Annotated in this window: 21 protein-coding genes and 1 riboswitch; of the genes, 15 read left to right on the top strand and 6 right to left on the bottom strand. The window is 58.4% G+C overall.

Annotated elements, in window-relative coordinates:
• The first annotated feature begins 43 nt into the window (after positions 1-43).
• Genes KK102_RS04730 through hpxK form a run of 6 tightly spaced genes read left to right on the top strand, consistent with a single transcriptional unit; the run spans position 44 to position 5,360 of the window.
• The gene (locus tag KK102_RS04730; RefSeq protein ID WP_008499846.1) at positions 44-826 is read left to right on the top strand and encodes a transporter substrate-binding domain-containing protein; all 783 of its coding nucleotides are present in this window, start codon (positions 44-46) and stop codon (positions 824-826) included.
• Positions 827-830: 4 nt separating this feature from the next.
• Entirely contained in the window at positions 831-1,496 is a 666-nt protein-coding gene (locus tag KK102_RS04725) for an amino acid ABC transporter permease (protein WP_048027626.1), read from the top strand.
• Entirely contained in the window at positions 1,496-2,152 is a 657-nt protein-coding gene (locus tag KK102_RS04720) for an amino acid ABC transporter permease (RefSeq protein WP_216357362.1), read from the top strand. Before KK102_RS04725 ends, KK102_RS04720 begins: the two co-directional genes overlap by 1 nt.
• Complete coding sequence (locus KK102_RS04715) at positions 2,133-2,870, top strand: amino acid ABC transporter ATP-binding protein (protein ID WP_023327069.1); 738 nt, start codon at positions 2,133-2,135, stop codon at positions 2,868-2,870. Before KK102_RS04720 ends, KK102_RS04715 begins: the two co-directional genes overlap by 20 nt.
• 13 nt (positions 2,871-2,883) lie before the next feature.
• Positions 2,884-4,125 (top strand): pyridoxal-phosphate-dependent aminotransferase family protein, encoded by a 1,242-nt coding sequence (locus KK102_RS04710; protein ID WP_126543643.1) that lies wholly within the window; start codon positions 2,884-2,886, stop codon positions 4,123-4,125.
• The gene (hpxK, locus tag KK102_RS04705; RefSeq protein ID WP_216357064.1) at positions 4,122-5,360 is read left to right on the top strand and encodes an allantoate amidohydrolase; all 1,239 of its coding nucleotides are present in this window, start codon (positions 4,122-4,124) and stop codon (positions 5,358-5,360) included. Before KK102_RS04710 ends, hpxK begins: the two co-directional genes overlap by 4 nt.
• Here hpxK and KK102_RS04700 read toward each other — a convergent pair.
• On the bottom strand, positions 5,357-6,472 hold the full coding sequence (locus KK102_RS04700) for an ABC transporter ATP-binding protein (protein ID WP_216357063.1): 1,116 nt from the start codon (positions 6,470-6,472) through the stop codon (positions 5,357-5,359). The two genes, hpxK and KK102_RS04700, sit on opposite strands and share 4 nt — an antisense overlap.
• A gap of 321 nt (positions 6,473-6,793) precedes the next feature.
• Between KK102_RS04700 and KK102_RS04695 the strand changes: the two genes are divergently transcribed.
• The 6 genes from KK102_RS04695 (at position 6,794) to KK102_RS04670 (ending at position 13,899) form a co-directional block, all read left to right on the top strand.
• On the top strand, positions 6,794-8,008 hold the full coding sequence (locus KK102_RS04695) for an extracellular solute-binding protein (RefSeq protein ID WP_216357062.1): 1,215 nt from the start codon (positions 6,794-6,796) through the stop codon (positions 8,006-8,008).
• A 57-nt stretch (positions 8,009-8,065) separates the two neighbouring features.
• Positions 8,066-9,370 (top strand): carbohydrate ABC transporter permease, encoded by a 1,305-nt coding sequence (locus KK102_RS04690; RefSeq protein WP_061715575.1) that lies wholly within the window; start codon positions 8,066-8,068, stop codon positions 9,368-9,370.
• An 11-nt stretch (positions 9,371-9,381) separates the two neighbouring features.
• Positions 9,382-10,233, top strand: coding sequence for a sugar ABC transporter permease (locus KK102_RS04685; RefSeq protein ID WP_042715482.1), 852 nt, complete (start codon positions 9,382-9,384; stop codon positions 10,231-10,233).
• A 2-nt stretch (positions 10,234-10,235) separates the two neighbouring features.
• Entirely contained in the window at positions 10,236-11,438 is a 1,203-nt protein-coding gene (locus KK102_RS04680) for a glycoside hydrolase family 53 protein (RefSeq protein ID WP_216357061.1), read from the top strand.
• Positions 11,439-11,467: 29 nt separating this feature from the next.
• Positions 11,468-13,525: a beta-galactosidase gene (locus KK102_RS04675; RefSeq protein ID WP_216357060.1), complete on the top strand. Its 2,058-nt coding sequence runs from the start codon at positions 11,468-11,470 to the stop codon at positions 13,523-13,525.
• A 131-nt stretch (positions 13,526-13,656) separates the two neighbouring features.
• On the top strand, positions 13,657-13,899 hold the full coding sequence (locus KK102_RS04670; RefSeq protein ID WP_072250618.1) for a PTS sugar transporter subunit IIB: 243 nt from the start codon (positions 13,657-13,659) through the stop codon (positions 13,897-13,899).
• A 104-nt stretch (positions 13,900-14,003) separates the two neighbouring features.
• On the opposite strand, the gene KK102_RS04665 is transcribed toward KK102_RS04670, so the two are convergent.
• Positions 14,004-15,269: a maltoporin gene (locus tag KK102_RS04665; protein WP_126543650.1), complete on the bottom strand. Its 1,266-nt coding sequence runs from the start codon at positions 15,267-15,269 to the stop codon at positions 14,004-14,006.
• Positions 15,270-15,538: 269 nt separating this feature from the next.
• Here KK102_RS04665 and KK102_RS04660 point away from each other — a divergent pair, with 269 nt between their 5' ends.
• Complete coding sequence (locus tag KK102_RS04660; RefSeq protein WP_216357059.1) at positions 15,539-16,615, top strand: LacI family DNA-binding transcriptional regulator; 1,077 nt, start codon at positions 15,539-15,541, stop codon at positions 16,613-16,615.
• A 46-nt stretch (positions 16,616-16,661) separates the two neighbouring features.
• Here KK102_RS04660 and KK102_RS04655 read toward each other — a convergent pair whose 3' ends face one another.
• Positions 16,662-17,663 (bottom strand): magnesium transporter, encoded by a 1,002-nt coding sequence (locus tag KK102_RS04655; RefSeq protein ID WP_216357058.1) that lies wholly within the window; start codon positions 17,661-17,663, stop codon positions 16,662-16,664.
• Between the two features lie 60 nt (positions 17,664-17,723).
• Positions 17,724-17,893: riboswitch (M-box (ykoK) riboswitch) on the bottom strand.
• A 159-nt stretch (positions 17,894-18,052) separates the two neighbouring features.
• On the opposite strand from KK102_RS04655, the gene KK102_RS04650 reads away from it, so the two are divergent.
• Complete coding sequence (locus KK102_RS04650) at positions 18,053-18,556, top strand: DedA family protein (protein ID WP_216357057.1); 504 nt, start codon at positions 18,053-18,055, stop codon at positions 18,554-18,556.
• A gap of 1 nt (position 18,557) precedes the next feature.
• On the opposite strand, the gene KK102_RS04645 is transcribed toward KK102_RS04650, so the two are convergent.
• A complete protein-coding gene (locus KK102_RS04645) occupies positions 18,558-19,307 on the bottom strand; it encodes an SDR family oxidoreductase (protein WP_216357056.1) in 750 nt (249 codons plus the stop codon).
• A gap of 100 nt (positions 19,308-19,407) precedes the next feature.
• Here KK102_RS04645 and KK102_RS04640 point away from each other — a divergent pair, with 100 nt between their 5' ends.
• Positions 19,408-19,767: a winged helix-turn-helix transcriptional regulator gene (locus KK102_RS04640; protein WP_216357055.1), complete on the top strand. Its 360-nt coding sequence runs from the start codon at positions 19,408-19,410 to the stop codon at positions 19,765-19,767.
• A gap of 1 nt (position 19,768) precedes the next feature.
• On the opposite strand, the gene KK102_RS04635 is transcribed toward KK102_RS04640, so the two are convergent.
• Both KK102_RS04635 and KK102_RS04630 read right to left on the bottom strand, forming a co-directional pair.
• Positions 19,769-20,563 carry an SDR family NAD(P)-dependent oxidoreductase gene (locus KK102_RS04635; RefSeq protein WP_216357054.1) on the bottom strand — a complete coding sequence of 265 codons (795 nt, stop codon included), beginning with the start codon at positions 20,561-20,563 and terminating at the stop codon, positions 19,769-19,771.
• A 125-nt stretch (positions 20,564-20,688) separates the two neighbouring features.
• Entirely contained in the window at positions 20,689-21,132 is a 444-nt protein-coding gene (locus KK102_RS04630; protein WP_216357053.1) for a winged helix-turn-helix transcriptional regulator, read from the bottom strand.
• Between the last annotated feature and the right edge of the window lie 2 nt (positions 21,133-21,134).

Here is a 21,134-nt window from a genome sequence, read left to right as displayed (position 1 = left end):
TAAAAGAATCTTTTGTTTCATGTTAACGTTACGGGGAAGCACCATGAAAAAATTGTTGATTGCACTGGCCGGGGCCGCATGCCTCTTCACGCAGCTGCCGGCAAAGGCTGACCAGCTTCAGGATATCGAGAAGCGCGGCACCATTCGCATTGCCGTTCCGCAGGATTTCCCGCCGTTTGGCTCGGTGGGGACCGATCTGCAGCCGCAGGGCTATGACATCGACATGGCGCGCTATCTGGCCAAACAGATGAAGCTCAAGCTGCAGCTGGTGCCGGTGACCAGCGCCAACCGCGTGCCGTACCTGCAAACCGACAAGGTGGACCTGGTCATTTCCAGCCTCGGTAAAAACCCGGAGCGCGAGAAGGTCATCGACTTCAGCCGCGCCTACGCGCCGTTCTTCCTCGGCGTGTTTGGTCCGAAAGGTGCCGAGCTGAAGGATGCCGCCGCGCTGAGCGGAAAAACCATCGGCGTGACGCGCGGGGCGGTGGAGGACATGGTGCTGACCGGCCTGGCGCCGAAAGACGCGGACGTGAAGCGCTACGAAGACAACAACACCACGCTGTCGGCATATCTGTCCGGCCAGGTGCAGTACGTGGCGACCGGCAATCTCGTGGTGGCGGCCATTTCGCGCCAGAACGCGGCGAAAGCCCCGGTGCCGAGCTTTATGCTGAAAGACTCGCCGTGCTTCATTGGCCTGAAGAAAAACGAACCGGCCCTGAAGGCAAAAGTGGACGCGCTGATCGAGCAGGGCATTAAGGACGGCACGCTGAACGGTCTGTCTGAGCAATGGCTGAAGGCCCCGCTGCCGGCAAACCTTGGCGCCTGAGCCGATGACTGAGCAACTTGATTTTTCCGCCCTCTGGCCGCACTGGCCGGAGCTGCTGGCCGGACTGTGGGTCACTATTCAGCTGACGGTGATGGCCACCGTCGGCGGGCTGGCAACAGGGATTGTCGGGGCAGCGATCCGCAGCGGACGCACCACCTGGTACAGCCGGATTTGGGGCGGGTATGTGGAGATCATCCGCAACACGCCGTTTGTGGTGCAGCTGTTTTTCATCGTCTTCGGCCTGCCGAACCTGGGGCTGAAGATGACGGCGGGGGAAGCGGCGCTGCTGGCCATGGTGGTGAACCTTGGCGCCTACAGCACCGAGATTATCCGCGCGGGCATTCAGGTCACGCCGAAAGGGCAGTGGGAAGCCGGACGCGTGCTGGGGCTGACCCGCCTGCAGACCTTTATCCGCGTGGTGCTGCCGCCCGCGCTGCAGCGCATTTACCCGGCGCTGGTGAGCCAGTGCATCATCGTGATGCTCGGCTCGTCGGTGGTGTCGCAGGTCTCGTATGAAGAGCTGACCTTCGCCGCCAACCTGATCCAGTCCAGAACGTTTCTGAGCTTTGAGGTTTATCTGGTGACTACCGGCATTTACTTAGCGCTGTCGATTACCCTGCGCCAGCTGATGATGGCGGCAGGTCGCAAATGGCTGGGGGTGCAGGCATGATGACCACCTTTACCGACTGGGACATTATTCGCAACCTGCTGCTGGCCGGGCGCTGGACGGTGCTGCTGTCGCTGGTGGCGTTCGTCGGCGGCGCGGCGGTGACGCTGCCGCTCCTGCTGCTGCGTCTGACGGGTGGGCGCGCGGTGAGGCGCATCATTCGCTGCTATATCGAGCTGTTTCAGGGCACGCCGCTGCTGATGCAGCTGTTCCTGGCCTTCTTTGGCGTGGCGCTGTTCGGCATCGACGTTTCGCCGTGGACCGCCGCCTCGCTGGCGTTAACCTTCTACACCAGCGCGTTTCTGCTCGACATCTGGTTTGGCAGTATTCGCGCCTTGCCAAAAGGGCAGTGGGAAGCGTCGCGCTGTCTGGGGCTGACCTTTGGCCAGACCCTGTTTCGCGTGGTCGCCCCGCAGGCGCTGCGCATCGGCATCGCCCCGACGGTCGGTTTTGCCGTGCAGGTGATCAAGGGCACCGCGCTGGCGTCGATCATCGGCTTTATCGAGCTAACCAAGGCCGGGACGATGCTGACCAACGTGACGTATCAGCCGTTTAAGGTCTTTGCGCTGGTGGCGCTCGGCTACTTTATTCTGTGTTATCCGCTGTCGCGCTACAGCCGCTATCTGGAGACGAAATTCAATGCCTCTCATCACCATTAATCAGGTGCAGAAGTACTACGGCGATAACCACGTGCTCAAGGGCGTCGATCTGGATATCGACATGGGCCAGGTGATCTCCATCATCGGGCGCAGCGGATCGGGCAAAAGCACGCTGCTGCGCTGCATTAACGGCCTGGAAGGGTATCAGGACGGCAGCATCAAGCTGGGTGGCATGACCATTACCGACCGGGATTCCCAGGCGCGTGAAATCAGCCGCTCGGTCGGAATGGTGTTCCAGAGCTTCAACCTTTTCCCGCACATGACGGCGCTGGAGAACGTGATGCTCGCCCCGCGCCGGGTGCTGAAGAAAAGCGCCGCCGAATGTCGGGCGCTGGCGCAGCAGATGCTGGAGAAGGTTGGCCTCGGCGACCGTCTGGATTACTACCCGTCGAGCCTCTCCGGCGGCCAGCAGCAGCGCGTGGCGATTGCCCGCGCGCTGGCGATGTCGCCGAAAGTGTTACTCTGCGACGAGATCACCTCCGCGCTCGACCCGGAGCTGGTGGGCGAAGTGCTCAAAGTGCTGGAGCAGCTGGCGGCCGAGGGGATGACGCTGATACTTGTTACTCATGAAATGAATTTTGCCCGCGAAGTGGGCGACCGCGTGGTGTTTATGCACCAGGGGAAAGTCTGGGAGCAGGGCGACAGCAAAACGCTGTTCGCCAACCCGCAGACCACGGAACTGAAGCAGTTCATCTCCTCCGTGCGCGGCCTCAACTGATAAGGACTGAACAATGGATATCGCACGCTTTCCGCAAATCAACCCGCCCCAGCGCCTGCTGATGGGGCCGGGCCCGATCAACGCTGACCCGCGCGTGCTGCGCGCCATGTCGAGCCAGCTGATCGGCCAGTACGATCCGGCCATGACACACTACATGAACGAGGTGATGGCGCTCTATCGCGGCGTGTTCCGCACCGAAAACCGCTGGACGATGCTGGTGGACGGCACCTCCCGTGCGGGAATTGAAGCCGTCCTGGTCTCCGCCATTCGCCCGGGAGATAAGGTGCTGGTGCCGGTCTTTGGCCGCTTTGGTCACCTGCTGTGCGAAATTGCCCGCCGCTGCCGCGCGGAGGTGCATACCATCGAGGTGCCCTGGGGCGAGGTGTTTACCCCGGACCAGGTCGAGGATGCGGTTAAGCGTATTCGTCCGCGCCTGCTGCTGACCGTGCAGGGCGACACCTCCACCACCATGCTGCAGCCGCTCGCGGAGCTGGGCGCCATCTGCCGCCGCTACGACGTGCTGTTTTACACCGATGCTACCGCGTCGCTCGGCGGTAACGCGCTGGAAACCGATGCCTGGGGGCTGGATGCCGTCTCTGCCGGGATGCAGAAATGCCTCGGCGGCCCGTCGGGCACGTCGCCGATCACCCTGAGCGCGCGCATGGAGGAGGCAATCCGCCGCCGCAAATGCGTTGAGGAAGGCATTCGCACCGACGCCCACCGCGACGGCGACGAGGAGATGATCTACTCCAACTATTTCGATCTCGGCATGGTGATGGACTACTGGGGGCCGGAGCGGCTGAACCACCACACCGAAGCCACCACCGCCCTGTTCGGCGCCCGCGAATGCGCGCGGCTGATCCTGCAGGAAGGGCTGGAAAACGGCATCGCGCGCCATAAGCTGCACGGTGACGCATTGCTGAAGGGCATTCAGGCGATGGGGCTGGAGACCTTCGGCGATCTGAAGCACAAGATGAACAACGTGCTGGGCGTGGTGATACCGCAGGGCGTCAACGGCGACCAGGTGCGCAAGCTGATGCTGGAGGATTTCGGGATTGAAATCGGCACCTCGTTTGGCCCGCTGCACGGCAAAGTGTGGCGCATTGGCACCATGGGCTACAACGCGCGCAAAGACTGCGTGATGACTACCCTGAGCGCGCTGGAGTCGGTGCTGAACTACCTGAAGTTCACCACCACGCAGGGTGCCGCCATGCAGGCCGCGTGGGACCACTATCGCCGCGAGACGCCGCAATGAGCCCGGCAGCAGAACGGGTGATGGCGCGCGCCGACGCGCTGGCCGCCATCAGCGAAACCCCGGATGCGCTGACAAGGGTGTACCTCTCGGCGCAGCATCTGCAGGCCAACCAGCTGGTCGGCGAGTGGATGCGCCAGGCGGGAATGACCGTCTGGCAGGACGGCGTGGGCAATATCTGCGGTCGCTATGAGGGCCTGCAGGAAGGGGCGCAGGCGGTGCTGCTCGGCTCGCATCTGGACACCGTACGCAACGCCGGGCGCTACGACGGCATGCTCGGGGTGCTCACCGCCATCGAAGTGGTAGACAGCCTGCACCAGCAGGGTCTGCATCTGGCGCAGGCCATAGAAATTGTCGGCTTTGGCGACGAAGAGGGCACCCGTTTTGGGATCACCCTGTTGGGCAGCCGGGGCATCACCGGCACCTGGCCGCAGGGCTGGCTGGAGACGTGTGATGCCGGTGGCATCAGCGTGGCGCAGGCGATGGTGCAGGCGGGGCTCGATCCTGCCCGCGTGGCGCTCGCGGCACGCCATCAGGACGATTTCAGCGCCTGCCTGGAGCTGCACATCGAACAGGGACCCTGTCTGGAGCAGGAAGGGCTGGCGCTGGGCGTGGTGGAAGCCATTAACGGCGCGCGCCGCCTCAGCTGCCGCTTCACCGGCGAGGCCGGGCATGCGGGTACCGTGCCGATGAGTCACCGCAAGGATGCTCTGGCCGCCGCCGCCGAGTGGATGGTGCTGATTGAAAACACCACCCGACAGCAGGGCGGCAACCGGGTGGCGACGGTCGGTGAGCTGCGCTGCGTGCCCGGCGCGGTCAACGTGATCCCGGGCGAGGTTGCGCTCTCGCTGGATATTCGCGGCCCGCAGGATGCCCCGCTTGACGCGCTGCTCGCTGAACTGCTGGCGCAGGCGCAGGCGATTGCCGCGCGTCGCGGTCTGCGCTTCAGCGCCGAGGAGTTTTACCGTATCGCCGCCACGCCGTGCGATGCGCGTTTGCAGGATCTGCTGGGGCAGGCCGTTGAGTCGGTGCAGGGGCGCTCGTTATCCCTGCCCAGCGGCGCCGGGCATGACACCATCGCCCTGGCAGAACGCTGGCCGGTCGGCATGCTGTTTGTGCGTTGCAAAGGGGGCATCAGCCACCATCCGGCGGAATCGGTGATGGCTGACGATGTTGCCCTGGCGATTGAGGCGTTTGGGCGGGCGGTGAGAAAGCTGGCTGACGGTGGCGAGCGTTAAGCCACCGAACGCACCGCATCGTCGATATCCGCGCTCACCCGGACATCCTGCTCGTCAAAGACCATGCAGTGGCGATCGTCGAAGGCCACGTCTATCTTCTGCCAGGGCGCGAACTTCACGTCGCCCGGCAGCAAAATCTTCACGTTGTCATGGCCATAGCATTGCCCAAACAGGTAAGTATTGTTTCCCAGTCGCTCCACCACTTCACAGTTAAATTCCAGCCGCGTGCCGCTGTGAAGATCGGTGGTTAAATGTTCCGGACGGATGCCCAGCGTGACCTGACTGCCCGGCTGCAGCGGTGTGGTGGTTATCGCGAGCGTGAGCGACTTCTGCTGTGATAGCCTGACGTTAAGCTTGCCCGGCTGCCAGGCTTCAACGGTCGCCAGCAGAAAGTTCATCTTCGGCGAACCGATAAACCCGGCGACAAACTTATTCGCCGGCTTGTAGTAGAGATCCATCGGCGCGCCCATCTGCTCCACCTTGCCGTAGTTCATCACCACAATTTTATCGGCCAGCGTCATGGCCTCAATCTGGTCGTGGGTGACATACACCATGGTCGTTTTCAGCTCCTGGTGCAGGCGGGCGAGGTGCAGGCGCATCTCCACGCGCAGTTCGGCATCCAGGTTGGAAAGCGGCTCATCGAACATAAAGACGCGCGGGTTCCGCACGATAGCGCGGCCAATCGCGACGCGCTGGCGCTGGCCGCCGGAGAGCTGTTTGGGCTTGCGGTCCAGCAGGTGGGAGAGCTGCAGCGTTTTGGCGACCATCTCGACCTGATGGCGGATCTGATCTTTCGGCACTTTATTCACCTTCAGCCCGTAGCCCATGTTTTCGGCCACCGTCATGTGCGGATAGAGCGCGTAGGACTGAAAGACCATCGCCACCCCCCGGTGGGAAGGGGCGATGTCGTTCATCACCTCGTTACCGATCAGCACTTCACCCTCGCTTATCTCCTCCAGCCCGGCAATCATGCGCAGCATAGTGGATTTGCCACAGCCGGAAGGCCCGACGAATACGGCAAACTCACCGTCCTCTATATCAAGATTAACGTTGTGGAGCGTGACGGTGTCGCCAAAGCGCTTGGTGACATTCCTCAATTGTATGTTCGACATCAGTGTTCCCCAGGTAAACCGCCGAGTATGTTTTACGTATAACAATTGCGTTCAACGTGGCCGGACGGTGCAATTTGTCTGCCTTGACTATAACTTCCAGCATTCATGCGCCCTATACAGATATTCCATTAATGTTATGACGATCACACAACTTGCAGTTTTATGTAGAGTTATCATGATGTGAAGGGTAGCGTATAGCCAACCAAAGGCATTTGATGTCATACGTACAGCGCCAGTTTTATCAGGATATATAGCGGGGTTTGTAGGGCGTCAGATGCAATAACAACCATAAAATTGTTATACCTTCACATGAGGTTGATAATGAAAAAGAACATACTCGCTGCTCTGATCCTCTCTACGCTCGCGGTACAGGCTCACGCCACCGCGCAGCTTAACGTCTGGGAAGACATCAAGAAGTCGTCCGGTATTAAAGATGCGGTCGCGGACTTTGAAAAACAGTACGACGTTAAGGTCAACGTGCAGGAAACCCCTTACGCACAGCAGCTGGAAAAACTGCGCCTGGACGGCCCGGCAGGCATTGGCCCGGACGTGCTGGTCATTCCTAACGATCAGCTGGGCGGCGCCGTCGTGCAAGGGTTATTGACCCCCCTGAATCTGGACAATAAGCAGACCGAACAGTACACCCCGGCCTCGATTAACGCCTTCAAAATGGATAACGCCATCTACGGCGTGCCGAAAGCGGTTGAGACGCTGGTGCTGATCTACAACAAAGATCTCATCGACAAGCCGCTCAACTCGCTGCAGGACTGGTATGACTTTTCTAAACAGCAGCGCGCAAAAAACCAGTACGGTCTGCTCGCCAAGTTCGATCAGATTTACTACAGCTGGGGCGCGATCTCCCCGATGGGAGGCTACATCTTCGGTCAAAACGATAAAGGCGGCTATAACGCCAGCGACGTCGGCCTGAACAAGCCGGGCGCGGTAGAAGCCGTGACGTACCTGAAAAAATTCTACGCTGACGAGATTTTCCCTGCCGGCATAGTCGGCGACAACGGCCTGAACGCAATCGACTCCCTGTTTACCGAAAAGAAAGCGGCAGCCGTCATCAACGGCCCGTGGGCGTTCCAGCCGTATGAAGCGGCAGGCATCAACTACGGCGTGGCGCCGCTGCCCACGCTGCCGGACGGCAAGCCAATGAGCTCATTCCTCGGCGTGAAAGGCTACGTCGTTTCCACCTGGAGCAAGGACAAAGCGCTGGCGCAGAAATTTATCGAATTCATCAACCAGCCGCAGTACGTGAAAACCCGCTACGTGGCCACGCGGGAGATCCCGCCGCTGACCGCAATGATCGACGATCCGGTAATCAAGAACGACGAGAAGGCGAGCGCCGTTGCGGTGCAGGCCGCGCGAGCCACCGCCATGCCGGGTATCCCTGAAATGGGCGAAGTCTGGGGGCCGGCCAACGCCGCGCTGGAGCTGAGCCTGACCGGCAAACAGGATCCCAAAGCCGCGCTGGACGGCGCAGAGAAACAGGTCCAGATGCAAATCGAAGCCATGCAGGCCAGCAACCAGTAATTTTCTGACGTCGCAGAACGGGAGGCCACTCTCCCGTTTTATTGAAAGGAGTTGTCTGTGAGTATCATCCCGGAAAATTTTGCCAGACCGCACGGGGCCGGGCGTCACGCCTGGACCGGCCTGCTGCTGGCGGTCATCCCCGGCTTCGGCCAGTTCTATCACCGCCAGTGGCTGAAGGGCGTTATCTTCCTGGTGCTGCTGGCCAGTTTTATCGGCGTTTTTGCCGATTTCCTGCGCGAAGGACTTTGGGGGCTGGTGACGCTGGGGGAGGAAGTGCCGCGGGATAACTCCATCTTCCTGCTGGCAGAAGGGATCATTAGCGTACTGATCGCCGCCTTTGGCGTGATGGTGTATTACCTGTCGATGCGCGATGCCTGGGTTAACGGTCGAAAACGTGATGAAGGGCTGGGGCTAAACAGCGTGCGTAAGCAGTATCAGATGCTGCTGAGCGACGGCTTTCCGTATCTGATGATCACGCCGGGCTTTATTCTGCTGGTGTTTGTGGTGGTTTTCCCGATCCTCTTCGGTTTTGCCATCGCCTTTACTAACTACAATCTTTACCACACGCCGCCGGCTAAGCTGGTGGATTGGGTTGGGTTTAAGAACTTCGTCAATATTTTCACGCTCTCCATCTGGCGCTCAACCTTCTTCGACGTCCTGCAGTGGACGGTGGTCTGGACGCTGCTCGCCACCACGCTGCAATGTACCGTGGGCGTGCTGCTGGCTATCCTGGTGAACCAGAAAGACCTGCGCTTTAAGCCGCTTATCCGCACCATTTTCATTCTGCCGTGGGCGGTGCCGGGTTTTGTCACCATTCTGGTGTTTGCCGGAATGTTCAACGACTCTTTCGGTGTGATAAACAACGCCATTCTGGCCTTCTTCGGCATTGCGCCGAAAGCCTGGATGACCGATCCGTTCTGGACCAAAACGGCGCTGATCCTGATGCAGACCTGGCTCGGCTTCCCGTTTGTTTTTGCTATGACCACCGGCGTGCTGCAGGCGATCCCTGACGATCTGTACGAAGCCGCCACCATGGACGGGGCCAGCAGTGCGACCAAGCTGCGCACCATCACGCTGCCGCTGGTGCTTTATTCCATTGCGCCAATACTGATTACCCAATACACCTTCAACTTCAATAACTTCAACATCATCTACCTGTTCAATAACGGCGGACCAGCGGTGGTGGGGTCCAATGCGGGTGGGACAGATATCCTGGTGTCGTGGATCTACAAGCTCACCATGTCGTCGTCGCAGTACGCGATTGCGGCGACCATCACTATCCTGCTGTCGATCTTTGTCGTCGGCCTGGCGCTGTGGCAGTTCCGCGCCACCAAATCTTTCAAAAACGACGACATGGCGTAAGGGACGTAACAATGGCTCAATCACAAAGTATTAAACGTGAGAAGTGGGTACGCCTCTCGCTCTCCTGGCTGGTTATCGTGCTGGTGTCGACGATTATCATCTATCCGCTGGTGTGGACGGTCGGCGCGTCGTTTAACGCGGGTAATAGCCTGCTCAGCTCCTCAATTATTCCTGAGAACTTTTCGGTGCAGCACTATGCCGACCTGTTTAACGGCCAGGTGAACTACATGACCTGGTACTGGAACTCGATGAAAATCAGCTTCCTGACCATGGTACTGACCCTCATCAGCGTCAGCTTTACCGCCTATGCCTTTTCGCGCTTTCGCTTTAAGGGACGCCAGAACGGGCTGATGCTGTTCCTGCTCCTGCAGATGATCCCCCAGTTCTCGGCGCTGATTGCCATTTTCGTGCTGTCGCAGCTTTTGGGCCTCATCAACAGCCATCTGGCGCTGGTGCTGATCTACGTGGGCGGCATGATCCCGATGAATACCTACCTGATGAAAGGCTACCTCGACGCCATCCCGAAAGATCTGGATGAATCCGCGCGCATGGACGGGGCCAGTAATTTCCGGATTTTCATCGAAATTATCATGCCGCTTTCGAAGCCGATTGTGGCGGTGGTGGCGCTGTTCTCCTTCACCGGGCCGCTGGGGGATTTCATCCTCTCCAGCACGATTCTGCGCACCCCGGACAAATACACCTTACCCATCGGGCTCTATAACCTGGTGGCGCAAAAAATGGGTGCCAGCTACACCACCTACGCGGCAGGCGCGGTGTTGATTGCGGTGCCGGTAGCGATCCTCTATCTGGCATTACAAAAATACTTCGTCTCCGGCCTGACCTCCGGGAGTACCAAAGGATAATCATGAAAAGACTCAAACCTGCTTTACTTGCCGTTTGCCTCTCCTGTGGCCTTGCCGCGAGCGCGTTTGCGGCGGACGGGGTCAAAACGCGTCCTTTTAACGCCATGCCCGCGGACTTTATCAAGGGCGCGGATATTTCGACGCTGCTGGAAGCGGAACAGCACGGCGCCAAATTTTATAACCACAGCGGCCAGCAGCAGGACGCGATTGCGATCCTGAAGGCCAACGGCGTGAACACCGTGCGCCTGCGCCTGTGGGTTGATCCGCAGGATGCCGACGGCAACACCTACGGCGGCGGCAGTAATAATCTCGAAAACACCCTCGCGCTGGCGAAGCGCGTAAAGGCGCAGGGCCTGAAGCTGCTGCTCGATTTCCACTACAGCGATTTCTGGACCGATCCGGGCAAACAGTTTAAGCCAAAAGCCTGGGAGAAGATGGACTACCCACAGCTGAAAACGGCAATTCATGACTACACCCGCGACACGATTGCCCGCTTTAAGAAAGAGGGCGTATTGCCGGACATGGTGCAGATAGGAAACGAAATTAACGGCGGCATGCTGTGGCCGGAAGGAAAAAGCTGGGGGCAGGGCGGCGGCGAATTTGACCGCCTGGCCGGGCTGCTCAACGCCGCGATTGGTGGACTGAAGGAGAACCTGACCGACGGCGAGCAGGTGAAAATCATGCTGCATCTGGCCGAAGGCACCAAAAATGACACCTTCCGCTGGTGGTTTGATGAAATCACGAAGCGCGGCGTGCCGTTCGATATCATCGGCCTGTCGATGTACACCTACTGGAACGGCCCGATTAGCGCGCTGAAGACCAACATGGATGACATCAGCAGGCGCTATAACAAAGACGTAATTGTGGTGGAAGCGGCCTACGGCTATACGCTGGAGAACTGCGATAACGCCGAGAACAGCTTCCAGGCCAAAGAGGAAAAGGACGGCGGCTATCCCGGCACTGTTCAGGGTCAGTACGACTATATTCACGATTTAATGCAGTCCGTGATTGATGTGCCTGACCGTCGCGGCAAGGGCATCTTTTATTGGGAACCGACCTGGATTGCCGTTCCGGGCACCACGTGGGCCACCAAAACCGGCATGAAATATATCCATGACGAGTGGAAAGAGGGTAATGCCCGCGAGAATCAGGCGTTATTTGATTGCCAGGGCAAAGTGCTGCCGTCAATCACGGTATTTAACTAGTTTTTATCTTCATTCAGGACGTTTTAAATATGAATAAATTTGCGCCTTTAAGTCCAAAGGTCGCGGCGTTATTGCATGGCGCCGACTATAACCCGGAGCAATGGGAGAATTACCCCGGTATTATTGAAAAAGATATCGCCATGATGCAGCAGGCGAAATGTAATGTCATGTCGGTGGGGATATTTAGCTGGGCGAAACTGGAGCCTCAGGAAGGGGAATATGATTTTGCCTGGCTGGACAGCATTATTGAAAAACTCTATGCGGCGGGCATTCATATATTTCTCGCTACGCCGAGCGGCGCGCGTCCGGCATGGATGTCGCAAAAATATCCTGAAGTGCTGCGCGTCGGGCGCAACCGCGTCCCCGCGCTGCACGGCGGGCGTCATAACCACTGCATGTCGTCTCCGGTTTACCGCGAAAAGACGATGAAAATTAACCGCCTGCTGGCGGCGCGTTATTCGCATCATCCGGCGGTGCTGGGCTGGCATATCTCCAATGAGTACGGCGGCGAATGCCACTGTAGCCTGTGCCAGGAACGCTTCCGCGACTGGCTAAAGGCGCGCTACAAAACCCTCGACGCGCTGAACCATGCGTGGTGGAGCACCTTCTGGAGCCATACCTACACCGACTGGTCGCAGATTGAGTCCCCCGCGCCGCAGGGAGAAATGTCGATTCACGGCCTGAATCTCGACTGGCGCCGCTTCAATACCGCGCAGGTCACCGATTTTTGCCAGCATGAGGTGGCACCGCTGAAGGCCGCCAATGCCGACCTGCCGGTGACGACCAACTTTATGGAGTATTTCTACGATTACGACTACTGGCAGCTGGCGAAAGCGATCGACTTCATCTCCTGGGACAGCTACCCGATGTGGCACAAGGAGAAAGACGAAACGCAGCTGGCCTGCTATACCGCCATGTACCACGACATGATGCGCAGCCTGAAGGGCGGTAAACCCTTTGTGTTAATGGAGTCCACGCCGAGCACCACCAACTGGCAGCCGACCAGCAAGCTGAAAAAGCCGGGGATGCATATTCTCTCCTCTATTCAGGCGGTGGCGCACGGGGCGGATTCTGTGCAGTACTTCCAGTGGCGTAAGAGCCGCGGGTCGGTGGAGAAATTCCACGGTGCGATTATCGATCACGTGGGGCATCTTGATACTCGCGTCGGGCGCGAAGTGACGCGTCTGGGGGAGATGCTGGCCCGTCTGCCTGAGGTGGTGGGGTGCCGAACTGACGCGCGCGTGGCCATTATCTTTGACCAGCAAAACCGCTGGGCGCTGGACGATGCCGAAGGCCCGCGCAACATGGGGCTGGAGTACGAAAAAACCGTCAACGAACACTATCGTCCGTTCTGGGAAAAGGGCATCGCGGTCGACGTCATCGACGCTGACGGCGATCTGAGCCGCTACGCGCTGGTGATTGCCCCCATGCTCTACATGGTGCGCGAAGGTTTCGCCGAGCGGGCGGAAGCCTTTGTGGCCGCGGGCGGGCATCTGGTGACGACCTACTGGAGCGGGGTAGTGGATGAGACCGATCTCTGCCACCTCGGCGGTTTCCCGGGCCCGCTGCGCAAGCTCCTCGGCATCTGGGCGGAAGAGATTGACTGCCTGGGCGAGGGGGAGCGAAACCTGGTTCAGGGGCTGGCGGGCAATGCGGCGGGCCTGCAGGGGCCGTATCAGGTCAGGCATCTGTGCGAGCTGATCCATACTGAATCCGCGCAGGCGCTGGCGACCTACCGGGATGATTTCTACGCCGGTCGCCCTGCGGTGACGGTCAACCGCTTTGGCAAAGGCAAGGCGTGGCACGTGGCGTCGCGTAACGATCTGCCGTTCCAGCGCGATTTCTTTGCCGGGATTATCGACGAGCTGGCGCTGCCGCGCGCGGTCGAGGAGGATTTCCCGCCGGGCGTGGTCGCGACGGCGCGCACGGATGGCGAAACCGCCTGGGTGTTTGTGCAGAACTACACGGCCCAGCAGCAGCTCATCACGCTGCCGCAGGGGTATACCGACTGCATGACCGATGCCGCCGCTGCGGGCGATACCGTGCTGCTGGCGTGGGACTGTCGGGTGCTTAAGCGCAAAGCGTAGTTGATTTTCTCCCTCTCCCTGTGGGAGAGGGGTGGGGTGAGGGCATCAGACTGCACCGCCCGGGCAAAAAAGCACAAAACGCCTGCTCCCCGAGCAGGCATTTTTTTATCTGCATAACAGAGAGGCGTATTATGGACAGTCAAATTACCCAGCGTTTAATTCCGGCATTTGGTGGCGACGATAATATCGAGCACGTCGAAGCCTGTATTACCCGCCTGCGCGTGACGGTAAAAGATTTAAATAAGGTCGATTCACAGGCGTTACAGAATGAGGGGGCGCTGGGGGTGATTATTATCGGTCAGCAGGTGCACGCTATATTCGGCAGGCAGTCTGATACATTACGGAAATTATTAGACGAACATTTTAATCAGTAAATATAAAAAAGGGATAGCCAAAGTAATGGCTATCCCAAAGCAGTAAAATAGACTGCAGGTTGTTGGAGATACGATAACGATTAACGCAAATTATAAATTAAGACTTACCACCAGGCCTCGACCTGCACACCGAAGTTCCAGGTATTATTCGCGGTGCCATCTTCGAAGGATTGCCCTTTTTCGGAGTCATTCAGGTAAGAGGCAAAGACGCGCAGCTCAGGACGCGACATAAAATCAGGTCCATCTGCCAGCCCCAGCGCGAGGGTGTACTTCTCGCCGCTCTGCTTGTACTTAGCCCCGTCGGTGTAAGTATCTTCCTGATAGAATCCGCCCACTTCGCCAATCAGACGCACGTACTCGGTGAACTGATACTGCGCGCGCCCCACCAGCGATACCAGGCGTGATTTGTCCGTGTACTGCGTGGTGTCGTCTGCCGAGCCCCATGTCAGGACGTGGTTAAAGGAGAACTTGTCGGTAATCGGAATTAAGCCGGTGTTAATCACGCGGTAGCCGGTGGCGTCGTTCACGTAGTTCCACATGTCGTACCAGCCCCCACCCTGTGACACCATGTTCTGGGCCAGACCTTTATTGGCGTACTGCAGCACCAGCTTGTTATAGCCGCCAAACATATCCTGGCTGATCTCACCGGTGACCATTACGCCGTTATCGGCCTCGTACAGCCCGCCGTACTCTTTCTGCTTGTTGGTCGGGTTTGGCATGGCGTAATCAATACCCACTTCCGTCCACGCGCCCGCCCACGGCTTCCAGCCCGCATAGCGAAGGTCGATGTAATTGATGTTAACGTCGCTGTCGCCATCCACGCGGTAGTCCACGTCGTTGGCATCGCCGCGGATCCACGCAACGGAGACTGCGCCCGGGCCAAGCGTGTAGTTCTCGATACCCGCACCGGAGCCGGAAATATTCCAGTATTTGGTATCAATGATGTGCAGGTCATGGCGCTGGTAGTAGCGCTTACCGCCCCAAATCACCGCATTGGGATCCCCGGGGATCAGCCCCTTGATCTGCAGGTTAAGCTGGCGCAGGCCGAACTGGGCATCGTCATCTAAGGTGGTTTCATTGTCGTTGGAGCCGTCTGAGACCATGCTCACCATGCTGTCGAGATAGAAACTGACGTCGTTCTTTTTGTATACCTCGGAGCCCAGCTCCAGCTCGCCGTAGGTGTCGGCCTCGTTACCCAGACGGCCAATTTTGTTTTTTTGCCACTCCTCCATCCCACCATCCCGTGAGACGCCCACGCCGGAGCGAAGATATCCATGAAAATCAATCGGTACTGAAGACGCTGCAAACAGCGAAGGCGATGCCAGCGCGGCAGCCAACGCAACAGATACAGAGCGGATCGTCGTGTTCATTGTAACCCTCTTATTGTTTTGTAATACGTTCACAAATCCGCTGTCATAAAATGCCTAAACCCGTTAACTGGCAATTGCACGATCCGAAATGTGTGATTAACTGCAAATAAAATAGACAATTTTGTTACGAGTAATGAGATCGGACACAAATTATGGCATTGTGAGCGTCATACTTTTTGATGGTGTTATGCCCACAGCGAGAGGGTGGTAAGCGTTTTTTTTCAGCACCCCTGTTACAATCAGCGCATAACAACATAAGGAACCGGACCATGAAGTCGAAAAGCGCAACGTTAGAGGACGTGGCACGCCATGCGGGCGTCTCCTATCAGACCGTGTCCAGGGTACTGAATAAATCTGCCAATGTATCCGACGCCACGCGCATCAAGGTGGAGAAATCCATAGAGTTATTGCGGTATGTACCCAACCGACTGGCTCAGCAGCTGGTGGGCAAGCAGAGCCAGACCGTTGGGCTGGTGACCATTTCGCTGGCGCTGCACGCGCCTTCGCAGGTTGCGGCGGCGGTGAAACGCTATGCCAATGTGGAAGGCTACCAGGTACTGATCTCAATGATTGATGAGAACGTCAACCACAGCATCCAGGATTCCATCAACGAGCTGAAATCCCAGCTGGTGAGCAAAGTGATCATCAACGTGCCGCTGGAGGCTGAAGCGGCGCAGAAAATCGCCGCCGACAACGACGACATTGTCTGCCTGTTCCTCGACGTTGACCCGTACAGTTCCGTGTTTAACGTTTCGTTTAATCCGGCGGACGGCACCCGCGCCAGCGTCAAATATCTTTACGAGCTGGGGCATCGCGACATTGCCCTGCTGGCGGGGCCGACGTCTTCCGTCTCGGCGCAGTTGAGGCTGAAAAGCTGGATCGAGACCCTGAAGGGCTACGGCCTGGAGCCAGCATCGGTCATTCGCGGCAACTGGGATGCGCAAAGCGGTTATTCGGGAGCGTTGCAAATGCTGCGGGAGACGGCGCAGTTTACCGCCGTGCTGGTGGCGAACGACCAGATGGCGCTCGGCGTGCTGAGCGCGTTCCATCAGCAGCAGATTTCAATTCCGGGCGAGAAGTCGGTGATTGGCTACGATGACACCTATGAAAGCTCATTCTTCTACCCGGCGCTGACGACGGTATCGCTGGATTTAGATCTGCAGGGTAAAGAGGCGGTGCGCCGCATTCTCGACAGCGGTGAAGAGAGTGTCCAGCGCATGTCCTCGATTTTACCTGCCCGTCTGGTGGTGCGTCAGTCCACCGGGCCGAAAGGGGAGAAAGGGAAAAACCTGCAGGCGCTTGCCCAGCAGCTGCGTGAGATCGCGCATCAGCTCGGCGATGCGTAGCGAAGTGAGCACCTCAATCACGTGCGTGAATGAGGTGCTCGCAAGCTTACTCCAGCCCCAGCGTGTACTGGGCAATTTTGAAGTAGATAATCAGCCCGGTACCGTCGATAAGCGTCGCGATAAACGGCGCGGAGACGACCGCCGGGTCGATGCCGCAGCGCTTGAGCACCATTGGAATCACGGACGAGACAATCGCACTCCAGAGCGTAATGCATACCAGCGTCAGGCTGACGATAAGCGTGATCTCCAGGCCGATACCCATCATCCAGGCGCGGATACACCCGGCGATACCGAGCGTGGCGGCAATCATCAGCGAGGTGGTCATCTCTTTGCGCAGCACGCGCCCGACGTCGCGAAGGTGGACTTCCCCCAGCGCCATGGCGCGCACCAGCGTGGAGGTGATCTGCGTCCCGCTGTTGCCGCCCGTGCCAATCAGCAGCGGAATAAAGAACGCCAGCGCAATGGCGGACTCCAGCGCCTCCCCGAAGTGCTGGATCACCGAGCTGGTATACGCTTCCGCGACAAACAGCAGCAGCAGCCAGACGGAGCGTTTTTTCCACAGGCTAAAGGCGCTGGTTTCCAGATACGGCTTTTCCAGCGGCAGCGTTGCACCCTGAAGCTGAGCATCTTCGGTGACGTCATCTTCCAGCAGATGGGCGATCTCGCGCTCGGTCAGGCAGCCGACGAGCTTGCCGTGGGTGACCACGGGCACCACATCCGCGCCGCCGTGCGCCAGCAGTCCCGCAACGTCGGCACGTTCATCCTCCGGTTTGACCTGCAAAAACTGCGAAATCATCAGCGATTTTACCGGCTGCACCGTATCGGCGGTCTGCAGCAATTTGCGCACGGCAACCATCCCCGCCAGGCGGCCATGGTCTTCGATAAAAATATGCGACGGAATATCATCGTCTTTTAATTTTTCGAAAAACTGTTCGCGCGCCAGCGCCACGCATAATGCAATATCGAGGACAATAAAATCGGTATTCATATATTGCGCGATCGCGCTGTCATTGAATGCCAGGTTCTGGTTGTGAATAGCGTAAGACATAGTGAATTCCCTTTGAATAATAACATCTCTCAGGGGCGAGCAAGACAGGGCATGTCGAAGAGGAGATCCCCACGTCCTGGGTTCAGCACTGTACACCGTATCCCGTAAGGGAAGTTATACTGACAAAGCCTTGATTCGACAGTGCCTGTTTTACCCTGTGCCGGTTCTCTCGAACCCACCAGAGCGATAACGTGTATTTGTACAGGAGCCTCGCCATAACGAGATCGTTGTAAAACGTGAGAGATAATACGCTTATTTTATTTTATCGCTCAGGAAATTAAATAATGTTTAAGAACGGTTTAGGAGAATCAAATTAATAAAACGTTGAGGGTTTATTTAAGGTCATTCATTTCTAATGGAGGATTATATAATCAATAGCGGAGAAGATCATGGCGTGGTTTGATAATCTGCTGAATCATTTTGCGCTGTATCCGGCACATCTTTTCGGGCTGTTATTTATGATGGCGCTGAGTAAATCGACGGTGCTGATCTCCTCCGTGCTGCCGCCCGCTTCGGTAATGCTGCTGGCGGGCATGACCGTCAGCCAGGCGAGCATGCATCCTGCGCTGGCGTGGCTCGCCGTGGTGTTGGGGGCAACGGCGGGCTCGGTGCTGAACTACCATATCGGCCAGCTGATGGGGCACACCCGGCTGGTCATGCGTTTTACCTCAAAGCATGCCGACAAGTTCTTGCGGGTACAGCATCAGCTGCAAAAGAACGGTGTCATCGTGCTCTTTACGTCGCGCTTTCTGGCGGTGTTGCGTTACATCGTGCCGCTGGCGGCGGGGATGCTCAGGCTGAATGCAGCAAAGGTCTACGCCGTCAGCCTGCTTTCCGCCAGCGTATGGGCGGCGCTGTACGTCGGCATCGTCACCGGCATCAGCGCCTTTTGAGTTACAAACTTCCCATGCCGCCGTCCACCAGCAGCTCCGTTCCCACCGTGTAGCTCGACTCGTCGGACGCCAGATAGAGCGCGGCTTTTGCCAGCTCCGTCGTCGAGCCCATTCTGCCGAGCGGCACCAGCTTGATGACCTCTGCCATCATCGCGTTAAGCGCCTCGTCGCTTAGGCCCGTCTTCGTAAACGCCGGGGTTTCCACCGGACCGGGGCTCAGGCCGTTGACGCGGATCCCGCGCGGCAGCAGCTCCGCCGACAGCGTGCGCGCCAGCGACAGCAGGGCGGCCTTGCTCGCGGCATACACGCTGCTGGTGGGCAGGCCGATGCGCGCGCTCACGGAGCCGCAGAGGATCACCGACGACGGGTTATTCAGCAGCGGCAGCAGAGCCTGAATTAAAAAGAACGGTCCCTTCAGGTTGATGTCCATCAGGCGATCCCACGCATCCTCCTGCCAGGCTTCCAGCGGCGCGTGCGTCACGTCGCCGGCGTTGAGAAACACCGCGTCCAGGCGCGGCCAGCGGGCGGCGAGGGTTTCCGCCAGCGCTTTCTGCGACGCGATATCGCCCGCATCGGTTGGGATCACCCAGGCCTTATCGCCCAGAATGCGCTCTGCTTCGGCGAGGGTGTCCGGTTTGCGTCCGGTCACGGCGACGCGCGCGCCTTCGGCGATAAACGCCTGCGCGGTGGCAAGACCGATGCCGCTGGTGCCGCCGGTAATCAGCGTATATTTATCTGTTAAACGACCCATGTTCTTCTCCTGAAATGTCACTGGAGAAAGCACTATAGAAACGTTAGTATCGAAAGGAAACCAGGTACCAAATGGATACTAAAGAGGCAAGAGGTGTGCTATGGCAGAAATGCTGGACGCGTCATGCGAAAAAAAATCTGAGGTTTACACCTGCCCAATGACGCAGTTTGTGAACCTGATTTCCGGTAAATGGGCGATCCCGATCCTCTATCGCCTGATTATCCTCAATACGCCCGTGCGGTTTGGCGAACTGCTGAGAGCGGCCGCGCCCATCACCCAGAAAGAGCTGACGAAGCAGCTGCGCCTGTTTGAACAGCGCGGGCTGGTGACGCGGACGGTCTATCCGGAGATCCCGCCGCGCGTGGAGTATCAGATAACCGACCTGGGGCTAACCCTTCAGGATGCGCTTTCTCCGCTGGCCGCCTGGGTGAGCGAGTACGGCGACCAGCTGGAGCGTTAGGCTAGCGTTTTACGTAGCGCGGTGCCGGAATGCCGGTGCGCGCGCTGCTAAACAGCTCAAGGCGCGCCGCTTCGTAGCGCTCCCACAGGCCTTCGTCATGCATCGGCGGGATGGTGATCGGTTCGCCCTGATCCAGACCCGCCAGCGACGCATCCACCATATCGTCGGTGGTCATCACCGATCCTTCCGGCAAATCGTCCACCGTGACGCCTGAATGGCTCCAGATTTCCGTCGCCGTGGCGGCGGGCAGCACGGCCTGAATGCGCACATTGCTCTCGGCAAACTCTTCCTGCAACCCTCGTGTAAAGCTCAGTACCCACGCTTTGGTGGCGCTGTAGAGCGCGCTGCCCGCCCGCACATGCAGGGCCAGCACCGACGCGATATTGATCAGCGTGCCGCGATTGTTCTGCGCCAGGCGCGGCAGGATGGCGTAGGTCAGACGCATCAGCGCCGTGGTATTCAGGGTGTTAATGGCCTGATGCTGCGCCACGTCACCTGCGAGGAACGGCGCCATCTGGGCGGTGCCCGCGTTGTTAATAAGCGTGTCAATGGCGGTATTGCTGCGCAGCTCCTCTTCCACGGCGCGGATCCCGGTTTCGTCGGTGAGATCGGCCACCAGAATATCGACGGCCACGCCATAGCGCGCGTGCAGGTCGGCAGCGAGGGTTTTCAGGCGATCCTCGCGGCGGGCAACCAGCACCAGGTTAGCACCGCGCGCGGCAAGACGATCGGCATAGACGGCACCAATCCCGGAAGAGGCGCCCGTAATCAGGGCGGTGGTGATTTGCGTAGTCATCGTGTGTTACCTCAAGGCAAAGTGGGTTATTTGGTTTCAAGATGAAACTGAATTAACTTTCTGCCACTTGGTTTTATAATGCAACCATTTTGGTAGGCATTTTGTGCTTTTGTCGTCGGGAACGATCAGGAGGGGAGTTTAGCCACGATCTCTTCAGGCGTCAGTTCCCGCCCATCGTCGGCAATAAGCGCCAGCCTGCGCAGGGGTTTGCGCTGTTCGCTATCGACCAGCACGGTGCCGCATTCGTTTTCAGCAAACAAAAATTCATTGCCCCACTGGGACAGGGCAACCAGCACGGTTTGCAGGGCGCGTCCCTTTTCGGTCAGGACGTATTCCTGCCAGGCGCTGCCGTCGGACGCGGGCTGAAGCCGGAGGATCCCTTCGTCGACCAGCAGCTTCAGCCGCGTGGTCAGCATGTTTTTCGCGATACCGAGGCTTTTCTGGAACTCGCCGAAGCGTTTAATCCCGCGCAGCGCGTCGCGCACGATCAGCAGCGACCACCAGTCGCCGATGATATCCAGCGAACGGGCGACGGGGCAGGTGCTCTCTTCAAGGCGGGTACGTTTCACGG

It is taken from the genome of Enterobacter quasimori (assembly GCF_018597345.1).
GTDB lineage: Bacteria > Pseudomonadota > Gammaproteobacteria > Enterobacterales > Enterobacteriaceae > Enterobacter > Enterobacter mori.
This window is presented reverse-complemented; position numbering and strand designations above follow the sequence as displayed.

Coding starts and splice junctions, on each gene's coding strand:
- KK102_RS04730 (WP_008499846.1), top strand. CDS start 44: ATGAAAAAATTGTTGATTGCACTGGCCGGGGCCGCATGCCTCTTCACG.
- KK102_RS04725 (WP_048027626.1), top strand. CDS start 831: ATGACTGAGCAACTTGATTTTTCCGCCCTCTGGCCGCACTGGCCGGAG.
- KK102_RS04720 (WP_216357362.1), top strand. CDS start 1,496: ATGACCACCTTTACCGACTGGGACATTATTCGCAACCTGCTGCTGGCC.
- KK102_RS04715 (WP_023327069.1), top strand. CDS start 2,133: ATGCCTCTCATCACCATTAATCAGGTGCAGAAGTACTACGGCGATAAC.
- KK102_RS04710 (WP_126543643.1), top strand. CDS start 2,884: ATGGATATCGCACGCTTTCCGCAAATCAACCCGCCCCAGCGCCTGCTG.
- hpxK (WP_216357064.1), top strand. CDS start 4,122: ATGAGCCCGGCAGCAGAACGGGTGATGGCGCGCGCCGACGCGCTGGCC.
- KK102_RS04700 (WP_216357063.1), bottom strand. CDS start 6,472: ATGTCGAACATACAATTGAGGAATGTCACCAAGCGCTTTGGCGACACC.
- KK102_RS04695 (WP_216357062.1), top strand. CDS start 6,794: ATGAAAAAGAACATACTCGCTGCTCTGATCCTCTCTACGCTCGCGGTA.
- KK102_RS04685 (WP_042715482.1), top strand. CDS start 9,382: ATGGCTCAATCACAAAGTATTAAACGTGAGAAGTGGGTACGCCTCTCG.
- KK102_RS04680 (WP_216357061.1), top strand. CDS start 10,236: ATGAAAAGACTCAAACCTGCTTTACTTGCCGTTTGCCTCTCCTGTGGC.
- KK102_RS04675 (WP_216357060.1), top strand. CDS start 11,468: ATGAATAAATTTGCGCCTTTAAGTCCAAAGGTCGCGGCGTTATTGCAT.
- KK102_RS04670 (WP_072250618.1), top strand. CDS start 13,657: ATGGACAGTCAAATTACCCAGCGTTTAATTCCGGCATTTGGTGGCGAC.
- KK102_RS04665 (WP_126543650.1), bottom strand. CDS start 15,269: ATGAACACGACGATCCGCTCTGTATCTGTTGCGTTGGCTGCCGCGCTG.
- KK102_RS04660 (WP_216357059.1), top strand. CDS start 15,539: ATGAAGTCGAAAAGCGCAACGTTAGAGGACGTGGCACGCCATGCGGGC.
- KK102_RS04655 (WP_216357058.1), bottom strand. CDS start 17,663: ATGTCTTACGCTATTCACAACCAGAACCTGGCATTCAATGACAGCGCG.
- KK102_RS04650 (WP_216357057.1), top strand. CDS start 18,053: ATGGCGTGGTTTGATAATCTGCTGAATCATTTTGCGCTGTATCCGGCA.
- KK102_RS04645 (WP_216357056.1), bottom strand. CDS start 19,307: ATGGGTCGTTTAACAGATAAATATACGCTGATTACCGGCGGCACCAGC.
- KK102_RS04640 (WP_216357055.1), top strand. CDS start 19,408: ATGGCAGAAATGCTGGACGCGTCATGCGAAAAAAAATCTGAGGTTTAC.
- KK102_RS04635 (WP_216357054.1), bottom strand. CDS start 20,563: ATGACTACGCAAATCACCACCGCCCTGATTACGGGCGCCTCTTCCGGG.